Annotated in this window: 8 protein-coding genes and 1 pseudogene; 3 read left to right on the top strand and 6 right to left on the bottom strand. The window is 67.7% G+C overall.

From position 1 onward, the window contains the following. Positions 1-52 precede the first annotated feature (52 nt). Complete coding sequence (locus ACNFIA_RS24920; RefSeq protein WP_416789617.1) at positions 53-1,273, top strand: winged helix-turn-helix domain-containing protein; 1,221 nt, start codon at positions 53-55, stop codon at positions 1,271-1,273. A gap of 34 nt (positions 1,274-1,307) precedes the next feature. On the opposite strand, the gene ACNFIA_RS24915 is transcribed toward ACNFIA_RS24920, so the two are convergent. Together ACNFIA_RS24915 and ACNFIA_RS24910 are read right to left on the bottom strand one after the other, a co-directional pair. After that, positions 1,308-2,069 carry a M48 family metalloprotease gene (locus tag ACNFIA_RS24915; protein WP_416789616.1) on the bottom strand — a complete coding sequence of 254 codons (762 nt, stop codon included), beginning with the start codon at positions 2,067-2,069 and terminating at the stop codon, positions 1,308-1,310. 130 nt (positions 2,070-2,199) lie between these two features. Further along, positions 2,200-3,546, bottom strand: coding sequence for a class II 3-deoxy-7-phosphoheptulonate synthase (locus ACNFIA_RS24910; RefSeq protein WP_416789687.1), 1,347 nt, complete (start codon positions 3,544-3,546; stop codon positions 2,200-2,202). A 457-nt stretch (positions 3,547-4,003) separates the two neighbouring features. Here ACNFIA_RS24910 and ACNFIA_RS24905 point away from each other — a divergent pair, with 457 nt between their 5' ends. Then, positions 4,004-4,750, top strand: a complete 747-nt coding sequence (locus ACNFIA_RS24905) for a spermidine synthase (protein WP_416789685.1) — start codon at positions 4,004-4,006, stop codon at positions 4,748-4,750. A 19-nt stretch (positions 4,751-4,769) separates the two neighbouring features. Here the strand turns inward: ACNFIA_RS24905 and ACNFIA_RS24900 are convergent, their stop codons facing one another. From ACNFIA_RS24900 to ACNFIA_RS24890, 3 genes are all read right to left on the bottom strand, one after another. Then, positions 4,770-6,437 carry a ShlB/FhaC/HecB family hemolysin secretion/activation protein gene (locus tag ACNFIA_RS24900; protein ID WP_416789615.1) on the bottom strand — a complete coding sequence of 556 codons (1,668 nt, stop codon included), beginning with the start codon at positions 6,435-6,437 and terminating at the stop codon, positions 4,770-4,772. An 85-nt stretch (positions 6,438-6,522) separates the two neighbouring features. Beyond that, positions 6,523-8,088 (bottom strand): collagen-like triple helix repeat-containing protein, encoded by a 1,566-nt coding sequence (locus ACNFIA_RS24895; protein ID WP_416789613.1) that lies wholly within the window; start codon positions 8,086-8,088, stop codon positions 6,523-6,525. A gap of 256 nt (positions 8,089-8,344) precedes the next feature. Beyond that, entirely contained in the window at positions 8,345-9,136 is a 792-nt protein-coding gene (locus ACNFIA_RS24890; RefSeq protein ID WP_416789611.1) for a crotonase/enoyl-CoA hydratase family protein, read from the bottom strand. 303 nt (positions 9,137-9,439) lie between these two features. Here ACNFIA_RS24890 and ACNFIA_RS24885 point away from each other — a divergent pair. Further along, positions 9,440-11,172, top strand: a pseudogene (locus ACNFIA_RS24885) (DEAD/DEAH box helicase). 172 nt (positions 11,173-11,344) lie between these two features. Here ACNFIA_RS24885 and ACNFIA_RS24880 read toward each other — a convergent pair. After that, the gene (locus tag ACNFIA_RS24880) at positions 11,345-12,115 is read right to left on the bottom strand and encodes a DODA-type extradiol aromatic ring-opening family dioxygenase (RefSeq protein WP_416789610.1); all 771 of its coding nucleotides are present in this window, start codon (positions 12,113-12,115) and stop codon (positions 11,345-11,347) included. Positions 12,116-12,288: the final 173 nt, after the last annotated feature.

Below are 12,288 nucleotides of genomic sequence, written 5' to 3'. Positions count from 1 at the left end.
GGCGCAGCGATTGCGGTTAGGCTCTAGGGCTCGTCCCGACCTGGAGGCCGCGATGCCGATCGTCGAATCCCTGTCCCTCAAGCAGGCCCGCAGGCTGGCCCTGGCCGCCCAGGGCTTTACCGTGCGCAAGCCAGCCGGCGAGGTGCAGCGCCGCCATGTGCGCAGCCTGCTGGAGCGCCTGGGTGTGCTGCAGATCGACTCGGTGAACGCACTGGTGCGCTCGCACTACCTGCCGCTGTTCTCGCGCCTGGGCCAGTATTCGCCGACGCTGCTGGAAGAGGCAGCCTGGAGCGGCGGGCGATATCGCCGCCTGTTCGAATACTGGGGCCATGAAGCATCGCTGCTGCCGCTGCAGCTCTACCCGCTGATGCGCTGGCGCATGCGTCGCGCAGCGCATGGCCAGGGGATCTACCAGCAACTGGCGCGCTTCGGCCGCGAGCAGCAAGCGGTGATCCAGCGGGTGCTGCACGCCGTGCGCGAGCAGGGCGCGCTGGGCGCCGGCAGCCTGACCACCCGCGCAGAGCGGGCCGGCCCCTGGTGGGACTGGAGCGATGAGAAGCACGCGTTGGAATGGCTGTTCGCCGCGGGAGAGGTGACGGTGGCCGGGCGACGCGGTTTCGAGCGCCTGTACGATTTGCCCGAGCGGGTACTGCCCGCGGACCTGTTGCAACAGCCCGAATTGGACGAAGACGAGGCGCAGCGCCAGTTGCTGCTGCATTCGGCGCAGGCGCTGGGCGTTGCCACCGAGAAGGATCTGCGCGATTACTTTCGCCTCGACCCTGCCGACAGCAAGGCGCGGCTGGCCGAACTGGTAGAGGCGGGCGAACTGCTGCCCGTGCAGGTGCAGGGCTGGCAGGCGCCGGCCTATTGCCTGGCGGACCCGGTGATCCCGCGCAAGGTACGCGCCAGCGCCTTGCTGTCGCCCTTCGATTCACTCGTGTGGGAACGTGCCCGCACCGAGCGGCTGTTCGACTTCCGCTACCGCCTGGAGATCTACACGCCGCAACACAAGCGGGTGTACGGCTACTACGTGCTGCCGTTCCTGTTCGACGAGCACCTGGCCGCGCGGGTCGACCTGCGCTCCGATCGCGCCAGCGGAACGCTGGTGGTGCATGCCGTGCATGAAGAGGAAAAGGGCCTGAGCGAGGAGGGGCACGCCGCGCTGGCGCAGCAACTGGGCGAGATGGCCCGGTGGCTCGGGCTTGCGCAGGTGGCGGTGAATTGCCGGCGGCCGTCCGGTGCGCGGCTGCAGGGGTTGCTGGCGCAGGCCTGAAAACGAACGGGCCTCCGAAGAGGCCCGCCTGGGATCACTTGCCGCTGGCGATGCGCTGGCGGATGTGGTCGGCGCGCTGCTGCGAGCCAGGGTGCGAGTCGAACATGCTGCTTTCCTTGCCACCGCTGAGCTTGGCCAGCTTGTCGAAGGCGCTGGCCAGGCCTTCGAGGGCGATGCCGCGCTTCTTCAGCAGGTCGAAGGAGTAGTCGTCCGCAGCCGATTCCTGGGACTGGGAGAACTGCGCGTTGACCAGGGCTTCGCCGATTTCGCCCAGCTGCGACTGCGACAGGGCGGCGACGGCGCTGTTGCCGGCGGCCGAGGCAGCGGTGCGCGCGGCGGCGGTGGCGTAGGCGGTCTGGGTGGCCTTCTTCACGTGGCCGAGGGCAACGTGGCCGATCTCGTGGCCGAGCACGCCTTCCACTTCGTTGTCGTTCATCAGGTCCATCAGGCCGGAGTACACGCGCACGCAGCCGTTGGCCATGGCGAAGGCGTTGACGTCGCTGGTGAGGTAGACCTTGTAGTTGACGTTGGTGCCGCTGAGCGGGTTGCCCAGGGCGGCGGCGATCTTGTCCAGGCGCTTGGTGTAGGCGCTGGATGCGGGAGCGATGGTGGCTTCGGCGTCCTGCTTGGCGCAGGCTTCGTCGGCGACCTGCTTGATCTCGGCGTCGCTCAGGGTGGCGGCTTTCATGGCCAGCATGCCCGATTGCACGAGGTTGTCGGTGTTCATGTTCTGGCAGCCGGCGAGGGCGGCGCTGGCACCGATGAGCAGGGCGAGCAGGGAACGGTGGAGGGTCATGGTTTCTTCCTTGGTTGACGAAATCCGTGGGAGGCGGGCGCCCCCGAAAGGGCGCTCACTCTAGGAAGACATCCCGGGAGCGTCAACCAAGGGAAGTGGCTTTAGGACGGGTCTGAGCGCTGTGTCGGATTCAGCGCCGAACCTGCTTCAGCGTTTCCGCAATGAGGAACGCCAGCTCCAGCGACTGGTCGGCATTCAGGCGCGGATCGCAATGGGTGTGGTAGCGATCACTCAGGCCGTCCTCGGTGATCGGCCGCGCGCCGCCGATGCACTCGGTGACGTTCTGCCCCGTCATCTCGATGTGGATGCCGCCGGCGTAGCTGCCTTCGGCCTGGTGCACCTCGAAGAACTGCCGGACCTCGGCAAGGATGCGCGCGAAATCGCGGGTCTTGTAGCCGCTGGAAGCCTTGATGGTATTGCCGTGCATGGGGTCGGAACTCCACAGCACCTGCTTGCCCTCGCGCTGCACGGTCTGGATCAGGCGCGGCAGGCCGTCGCCGACCTTGTCCGCGCCCATGCGCACGATGAGGTTGAGGCGGCCGGGCTCGTTGTCCGGGTTGAGGATATCGATCAGGCGGATCAGCTCCTCGCTGTCCATGCTCGGGCCGACCTTCACGCCGATGGGGTTGCCGACGCCGCGCAGCATCTCCACGTGGGCCCCATCGAGCTGGCGGGTGCGGTCGCCGATCCACAGCATGTGCGCCGAGCAGTCGTACCAGCCGCCGGTGAGGCTGTCGCGGCGGATGAAGACTTCCTCGTAGTTCAGCAGCAGCGCCTCGTGGGCGGTGAAGAAGCTGGTCTCGCGCAGCTGCGGCGCGGTGTCCAGCCCACAGGCGCGCATGAAGGCGAGGGTCTCGTCGATGCGGTCGGCCAGTTGCTGGTAGCGCTCGGACAGCGCCGAGTTGGCGATGAAATCGAGGTTCCACTGGTGCACCTGGTGCAGGTCGGCGAAGCCGCCGTTGGCGAAGGCGCGCAGCAGGTTCAGCGAGGCGGTGGACTGGTGGTAGGCCTGCAGCAGGCGCTCCGGGTCCGGCACGCGGCTCTTCTCGTCGAAGCCGATGCCGTTGACGATGTCGCCGCGGTAGGCCGGCAGGGTCACGCCGCCGATGGTCTCATCGCCGGAGGAGCGCGGCTTGGCGAACTGCCCGGCCATGCGCCCGACCTTCACCACCGGGCAACCGGCGGCGAAGGTCATCACCACGGCCATCTGCAGCAGCACCTTGAAGGTGTCGCGGATCTTCGCCGCGGAGAATTCGGCGAAGCTCTCGGCGCAGTCGCCGCCCTGCAGCAGGAAGGCGCGGCCCGCGGTGACCTCGGCGAACTGCCGGCGCAGCTCGCGGGCCTCGCCGGCGAACACCAGCGGCGGGAAGCTGGCCAGGGTGCGCTCGACCTCGCTCACGCGGTTGGCATCGGGGTAGGCGGGCTGTTGCTGGATCGGCTTGCTTCTCCAGCTATCGGGGCTCCAGGGCAGGCTCATCGGCGGGTCTTCGCGGCTGTGGACGGTATCCGCCGATGGTATCAGCTCGGCCTTGGCCGCGCGCGGCTGGCTGCCGGGCAAAGAGGGGGGACGTCCGTGTCCAGGGGAACGCTGTGGTGGCGCAAGGCAGGCCGGCGAAACCGGGCGTGCGATCAGCCGCCCGCGCAGTACGCCGGGGCGCACTGGGCGGGGAAGGTCGAGGGGAATGGGTGCCGCTGGGTGGAATCGCGAAGGGCGTTGCGCTGGCGCATGCTCGGTTGTGCCTCGTGGGCTGTTATTCTTGCGGCTTTGCCGACCCGGTGGTGGTTGGCCGTCTTGATTCGAAGGATTATTGCGTGGGCGAGCCCCTGTATTTCAATGGCAATCCGTGCCGTTCGCCGCTGTCGGCGGGCTGCATTGTCACCGCCGTGTCTGCGCGGAGCCGGCCGTGAGCGAGGAACTGTTGAGCGATGCGCCGCTGGGCGAAGAGCGGCTGATCGTCGAGGAGCGCGATGACTTCGGCGTGATCCGCGTGGTGGAAAGCGGCGCCTTCCGCTACCTGGAATTCGGCGACGAGGTCGAGCAGAGTTGCGTGCTGATGGGCGACCCGAGCTGGCTGGAGTACGACTACTCCCGCGCCATGCTGGTCGGCGCGCTGTGCCATTCGCGCCCGCGCCGCGCGCTGTTCCTCGGTTTTGGTGCCGGCAGCCTGACCCAGGCCTGCCTGAAGTACCTGCCGCTGGAAGAGGTGGAGGCCATCGAGCTGCGCCCGTCGATTCCGCACCTGGCCCGCGAACACCTGGGGCTGGTGGAAGACGAGCGGCTGAACCTACGCATCGGCGATGCGGTGCAGGAGCTGGCCGGGTGCGAGCCGGCGGACCTGATCTTCCTCGACCTGTATACCGACACCGGACCTGCGCCAGCGCACATCGGCTGGGATTTCCTCGGTGCCTGCCGCGAGCGGCTGCGGCCGGGCGGCTGGCTGGTGATCAACCAGTGGAGCACCGACGATGGCCGGCCGCTGGGCGCCGCGCTGCTGCGCGGGCGCTTCAACCGGCACTATTGGGAATGCCCGGTGCCGGAGGGCAACGTAATCGTCTTTGTGCCCGCCGCACTGGACCAGGAGCTGAACCTTCGCGGCCTGAAGAAGCGCGTCGGCCAGCTCGAACCGACGCTGGGCTACTCGCTGCGCACCTACATCGAGTCACTGCGGCCCGCGCAGTGACCCGGCACCGAGGGCAACCTCAGGGAATCTGGTAGCTGAAGGCGAAGTTCAGCCGCGGGCTGCGCTCGTTGTTGTCAGCCGGGCGGTCGCCGAACGGCTTGGCCACTTCCATCGACACCAGGTAGTGCTTGCGGTCGGAGAAGCGCACGCCCAGCGCCGCCGAGCCGAGCTTGTTCTCGATCAGGCCGTCCTGGTTGTAGCGCGTGCGCGCGGTGTCGACGACGAAGTAGGGCTGGATCTGGTTGAGCACCGTGCTCTGCCGCAGGAACGAGTAGTTCACCTCGTAGGAGGCGCCCCAGCCCTTGTCGCCGCTGGCCTGGTCGTCCGGATAGCCGCGGCCGAAATTGGCGCCGCCATAGGTGACCTGCTCGGAATCGGGCAGCACGTCGTCGCTCCACTGGAAGGCGGCGGTCACCACGCCCTGCCAGTTGGAGCCGAACTTGTCCTGTTGCGCGCCGTAGCCGAGCAGGCGGGTGAAATTCTTCTTGATCGGCTCCGGCGCCTCCGCGCCCATGCCGTTGAGCCCCTGGTACACCGCCACGCTGCCGGCGCGCACGCGCTTCTCGGCGAACTGCTGGACGACGCTTTCAATGCCCACCACGCGCAGCTTGCTCTTCTGCTCGATGCGGAAGGGGATGGCCGGGTAGACCAGGTCGTAGGTGCTGGTGTCGTTGACGGTGTAGCCGCGCAGGTTGAGGTCCCAGGTCAGGTCGCGGCGCAGCACCAGGGGAATCCCCAGGCCGGCGCTGACCCGCTCGTTCTGCCGCTTGCGTTCGAACTCCAGGCCGCTGGCCAGGCGCAGGTTCTCGCCCGGGCGGGAGTTGTACTTGCTGTAGCCGGCCAGCAGTTGCAGGCCGTTGTCGCCCAGCAGCTGGCTGTAGTTCCAGGCGCGGTAGTACTCGTGATCGTCGCCCGGCGGGTAGAGGTAGCTGAATTGCAGTTGCTCGCCCCAGCCGAGCAGGGACATCACCTCGGCGTTGAACAGCCCTCGCTGCTCGCCACGCCGGGAGTCGAGGTTCATGCCGGTGTCGAAGCGCTTCTGCTTGCCGGCCAGCTCCAGCACGGCGCCGCCGTCGTTGGTGGTGGGCGGGTTGAGCGCCATGGCCATCTGCATGCCGGGCACCCGGCTCATCAGCACGCTGAAGCGCTCGAAGCTCTCGCGGGTCAGCGGCTTCTCCGCTTTCAGCTTTTCGATCCAGCGGTCCACGCGCATCTGGTGCACGCCCAGGTCACCGGCGGAGCGGACCTGGGTGATGTGGCCTTCGACCAGCACGATCCGCGCGACGCCGTTGCGGAAGTCCTGGTTGGGCACGTAGGCGAAGGAGATGAAGTAGCCGTCGTCCTGGTAGCGCTGGGTGATGGCCTTGGCCGCGGCCACCAGTTCGCTGACCTGGATGGTGCGCTTGGTCAGCGGCTCCAGCAGGGGTTTCCAGGTGTCGACGGGGTAGTGCTTGCCGCCGGCCAGCTCGATGCGCTTGATGCGGACGCGTTGCTGGAGAATTTGTCCGGGCTGGCTGGCCGAGGGTTCGGGAGCCTTGACCTTGGGAGCGGTGGGGCGAAGGTCGCCGGTGGGGAGGTTGGGGCGGGGGAGTGTCTGTTCGATATCGGAGCCGGGAAGCTGGATCGGGCGCTCGGCCCAGGCGAAAGGTGCAGCCAACAACAGGGGCAGGACAGCGAGTTTGCGCATCTGGCTCCTCCATGAGACCGACTTCGATAAAAGGACCAGGAGCCGTGGGTGGCTCCTGGTTATCACAGTATGGGTGTAATTCGGATTATTGCTTGGGCGTACCGATCGCCAATCCACCACCCAGTCCGCCGGTCACACCACCCAGCGCGCCACCCACGGCGCCCAGCGTATTGCCCAGCAGGCCTCCCTGACCGCTGGTACCGCCAGTCGTACCGGCGCCGGCGCCGACCGCCACCCCGGAACCCTGGGTGGTGCTGCCCACGCCTACGCCTGCCCCGGCCACCAGGCCGCCGCTACCGGTGAGGCCGCTGGTCACGCCGCTCAGGGTGCCAGTGACGCCGTTGACCAGGCCGCCTACCGGGTTGCTGCCGCCGGTGGCGCCGCTCAGCGAGCCGGTCAGGCCGCCCACGGCGCCGGTCACGCCGCTCACCACGCCGCCCACGGGGTTGGTGCTGCCAGTGGCGCCGCCCAGCGAGCCGGTGAGGCCGCCGACCGCGCCGGTCACGCCACTCACCACGCCGCCCACCGGGTTGGTGCTACCGGTGGCGCCGCCCAGCGAGCCGGTCACACTGCCGAGCAGGCCGCCGCCGGCGGTGCTGCCATTGACCAGGCCGCCGGTGGCGCTGACTGCCTGACCCACATCGCTGACGACTCCGCCGACCGGGGCCAGGGCGGGATTCGCCGTGGCTACCTGGTTGCCTGTCTGGGTCACAACGCCGCCGACGGTGGTCAACAGGTTGTTCACCGGGGTGCCAAGGCCGGTGACGGAGCCGACGCTCCGGGTGGTGCCTTCCACCGTGCCCACCAGGCCGGCGGTGGTGCCGCTGAGCTGGGTGGTGAGCTGGCTCAGCGGGCCGGTGGTGACCGCGCCGCTGAGGGAGTCGCCGAGCATGGTGATCTTGCCGCCAACGCCGTCCACCAGGCCGCCCACCTGGCCGGTCAGGCCGTTGAGCGGGGTATTGGCCAGCACCGGTGCATCGCCGATGGCGGCCACGGTGTCGCCCAGGCTGCTGACCGCGCCACCGGTGTGGCTGACCAGGCCGGTGGCGCCGGCGACGGTGGTGCCCAGCGCGTTGGGGTTGTTGCCAAGCTGGCCGAGGCCATTGGTGACGCCGGTGCCGACGCTGTCGACGCCCGCGCCGACTTCCTGGATCAGGGTGCCGGCATTCTGGGTGACGCCATCGCCCAGAATCGGCAGGTCGACGTTCTTCACCACGCCGCCCACGGTGCCCACGGTGTCGCCGACATTGGAGACGGCTTCGCCGGTATTGGTCAGGATGTTGCCGGTAGTGCTGGCCGGGGGCGTGGTGCCACCGCCGGGAGTTTCGCCGCCGCCCGTGCCGTCGCCACCGCCACCCGTTCCGCCGGTTCCTCCGGTGCCGCCAGTCCCGCCGGTACCGCCTGTTCCATCGGTGCCGCCCGTCCCGCCCGTGCCACCGGTGCCGCCAGTGCCACCGCTGCCGTCGGTTCCGCCGCCGGAGCCATCGCCGCCGCTACCACTGCCGCCGCTGCCACCCGAGCCGGAGCCGTCATCGGTGGAGCTGCTATCGGAAGATCGGTGGTGACTGCTACCACCGTGGCTGCTGCAACCTTGCAGCGACAGGGCAACAACGAGAAGGGAAAGTGCGAAAACGCGGATCGGGCCAGACATATCGAATTCCTCCATGAGAACGTCAGTCAGCGTGCGTCCCGGTCGGTATCCGGCGAGCCACTGAGCTGCTCTGGAGTCAGTTCTAGAGGTTTGTTTTCAGGCGCGAAATTGGAACTTGTATATAGTCGTTTTGTGAAAAATAACTATCTGATTTTTAAGGGAAAACTAAAGAATTAAGACCGTTTTGCCAGTATTTCTAATACCTTGGATATAGCGCTTTTCGCACGAGCGTTCCGTTTGCGTTTTGCGCGGGCGCTCATTTGCCCTGGAATCGGCCTTCGCGGCGCTCGAGCATGGCGTTCAAACCTTCCTGCGCATCCTCGGTGGAAAGCAGTTCGCTGGCCATGGCGGGCAGCAGCCGCGCCGCCGCTTCCTCACCCTCGTCCAGGCTGCGGCGCGCCGACGCCAGGGTAGCGCGGATGCCCAGCGGCGCCTGGGCGGCGACCCGCTGGGCCAGCCACAGGGCGCGGGGCATCAGTTCCTCCGGCGCGGTGACTTCCTGCACCAGGCCGATGCGGTAGGCCTCGTGGGCATCGAACGGGTCGCCGGTGAGCAACCAGCGCATTGCGTTGCCCCAGCCGGCCACCTGGTGCATGCGCAGGGTGGCGCCGCCAAAGGGGAAGATGCCGCGCTGCACTTCGAGCTGGGCGAAGCGCGCGTTGCTGGCGCACAGGTTGATGTCGGCGGCCAGCATCAGCTCGATGCCCAGGGTGAAGCAGTAGCCTTGCGCGGCCACCAGCAACGGTTTGGTCAGGCGTCGGCCGCCGAAGGTGCCCCACGGGTCGGCCGAGCCTTCCGGCATGGTCCAGCCGGTGCGGAAGGTCTCGCCGATGTTGGCCAGGTCCAGGCCGGCGGTGAAGTGGTCGCCGTGGGCGAACACCAGCGCGCAGCGCAGGTCATCGTCCCGCTCGTAGTCGCCAAAGGCCTGGACCAGTTGGGTGAGCATGTCCAGGTCGAAGGCGTTGCGCTTCTCGACCCGGTTCAGCCCTAGCAGCAGGACGTGGTCCTGGCGTTCGACGGTGATGCGCGGTTCGCTGCTGGCGGTCATCGGTAGGGCTCCGGACAGGTGGCCAGCAGGGTATAGCCGGCAGTGGCGGGATTGTCTACGCAATGACCGTTCGCCGGCCATGTTCCGAAAAGAAACACATTGGTCAGGATTTTCCGGTATGATACGCGCCGGCCAAACGCTGGCCTCGTTTCGGATCCCGCATTTTTCCGCAGCTTCACGCTCGGTCTATGTGTCCGCAGTGCGGACTTCCTTGACGCATTCTTCCAATCTTCATTTCGCAAATCCCCGCTTCCAGCTGCCTGGGTGACTTCATTGTCGTACAGGGCATGCGCAGCTCGGCTCTTGGGTCTTTGCGGATGTATTTAGAGGCAAAACCCATGACCCAGGAAACCGCCGGCTTCGCCGCGCTCGGTCTTCACCCCAATGTTCTCGCTGCCATCGCCGCTGTCGGTTATGAAGAACCCTCGCCGATCCAGGCCCAGTCGATCCCGGTGATCCTCGAAGGCCACGACATGATTGGCCAGGCCCAGACCGGGACCGGCAAGACCGCTGCCTTTGCGCTGCCGATGCTGTCGCAGATCGACCCGAGCCGCCGCGTACCGCAGGTACTGGTGCTGGTGCCGACCCGCGAGCTGGCCCTGCAGGTTGCGACCGCGTTCGAAACCTATTCCAAGCAGATGCCGGGCGTCGGCGTCATTGCCGTCTACGGCGGCGCGCCCATGGGCCCGCAGCTCAAGGCACTGCGCCAGGGCGCCCAGGTCGTGGTCGCCACGCCGGGCCGCCTGTGCGACCACCTGCGTCGCGACGAAAACCTGCTGTCCACCGTCAAGAGCCTGGTGCTCGACGAAGCGGACGAAATGCTCAAGCTCGGCTTCATGGATGACCTCGAAGTGATCTTCGAAGCCATGCCGGCCAGCCGCCAGAGCGTGCTGTTCTCCGCGACCCTGCCGGCCTCGATCCGCAGCATCGCCGAGCGCCACCTGAAAGAACCCAAGCACGTCCGCATCGCTGCCAAGACCCAGACCGTCGCCCGCATCGAGCAGGCGCACCTGATGGTTCACGCCGACCAGAAGCCGGCCTCGATCCTGCGTCTGCTGGAAGTCGAGCAGTTCGACGCGCTGATCGGCTTCGTCCGCACCAAGCAGGCTACCCTGGACATCGCCGAGCTGCTCGAGCGCCAGGGCTACCGTGCCGCCGCGCTGAACGGCGACATGCCGCAGGCCCAGCGTGAGCGCGTGATCGAGTCCCTGAAGGACGGCTCGCTGGACATCGTCATCGCCACCGACGTCGCCGCCCGCGGCCTCGACGTGGCGCGCATCACCCACGTCCTGAACGTGGACATGCCCTACGACCCGGAATCCTACGTACACCGTATCGGCCGTACCGGCCGTGCCGGTCGTGAAGGCCGCGCCCTGCTGCTGGTGACCCCGCGTGAGCGTCGCATGCTGCAGGTGATCGAGCGTGTGACCGGTCAGAAGGTCGGCGAAGTTCGCCTGCCGGACGCCGACACCGTGCTCGAAGCCCGCCTGAACCGCCTGGCCACCGGCCTGCAACCGCTGCTGGCCAACGCCGTTGCCAGCCGCGGCGCCGTGCGTGACGAGCTGTGCCGCCGCCTGGGTACCGACATGGATACCCTGGCCGCCGTGCTGCTGGCCAAGCTGACCGAAGGCAAGGCGCTGGACCTGGAATCGGTCCGCCGCGAACAGCCGCTGACCCCGGCCGCCCCGCGTGAGCGCACCGACCGTTACGAGCGCAGCGAACGTGGCGATCGCCCCGAGCGCGGCGACCGTCCGGAGCGCAGCGGCGCACCCCGCACCATGGCTCCGCCGTCGGAAGGCAAGGCCCGTTGCCGTACCGCCCTGGGCGCCCGTGACGGCGTGCAGGCGAAGAACCTGCTGGGCGCCATCCTCAACGAGGGCGGCCTGTCCCGCGAGGCCATCGGCCGCATCCAGATCCGCGAGACCTTCAGCCTGATCGAGCTGCCGGAAGAGAACCTCGACCGACTGCTGACCAAGCTCAAGGATACCCGCGTCGCCGGCAAGGCGCTGCGCCTGCGCCGCTACCGCGAAGACTGATTCGTCAGTCTCCCGCCCATGAAAAAGCCCCGCCTTGGCGGGGCTTTTTCGTTTCCGGGGAAATCCCTTCGGCACCTGGCCGCTTTCTGTAGGAGCGAGCTTGCTCGCGAACCGCTTGATGACGGCGCTGCCGGGAATTTGTTCGCGAGCAAGCTCGCTCCTACGGCAGTGCTCAGCCGAAGCGGTAGATGTCCATTCCCAGCGCGCCGAGGGTGAAGCCGGCGTGCTCCACCGTCATCGCCGGGCCGCCGGCGCCGCGGGCGAAGTACAGCGGCAGCAGGTGTTCGTCGCGTGGGTGGTTGCGTACCGCGTGGGGCGCCTGCTGGCGATAGTCGAGCAGGGCGGCTTCGTCGTCGGCCTGCAGGCGGGCCACCATCCAGTCGCGGAAGACCTTGGCCCAGGGGGTGATGACCTCGGGGCCGGCATGCCAGTCCAGCTCGCCCAGGTTGTGGGTGATGCTGCCGGAACCGATCAGCAGGATGCCTTCCTCGCGCAGGGCACGCAGGGCACGGCCGATGCGCTGCTGCACGGCCGCACCCAGGCGGCTGGGCAACGACAGTTGCACGACGGGGATGTCGGCGGCCGGGTACATCAGGCTCAGCGGCACCCAGGCGCCGTGGTCGAGCGGGCGCTCCGCATCGAGGCTGGCCGGCAGGCCGTCGTCGGCCAGCAGGTCGACGACGCGCTGGGCCAGCTCCGGCGAGCCCTTGGCCGGGTATTGCACGGCATACAGCTCTGGCGGAAAGCCATAGAAGTCGTGCCAGGTGTCGGGCTGGGGAGAGGCGGTGACGCGCAGGTCAGGGGTTTCCCAGTGGGCGGAAACCACCAGGATGGCGTTCGGGCGCGGCAGTTCGTGCGCCAGGCGCTTGAGCGGCGCCTCGCTGGCGCCGGGGTCCAGGGCCAGCATGGGGGAGCCGTGGGAGATGAACAGGGCAGGGAGCATGGCGAACCTCGCTACGGGGATGCCTCTATGTTCACGCGGCTAAAGATCGAAAACCAGTATAGGTTTTTGACAGTAATGATCGTAAATGGCGATGCATTCGCCGCGTTTGATACCCCGATTGCTTCCCCGCAGAAGTGCCAACTCGGTTCCAGACTCAGGGAGTGGAGCGCCAT

This window comes from Pseudomonas sp. NY15437 (genome assembly GCF_048068435.1).
Taxonomy (GTDB): Bacteria; Pseudomonadota; Gammaproteobacteria; order Pseudomonadales; family Pseudomonadaceae; genus Pseudomonas; species Pseudomonas nitroreducens_B.
The sequence above is the reverse complement of the archived record's forward strand: the minus strand, read 5'-3'. Positions and strand labels throughout refer to the sequence as shown.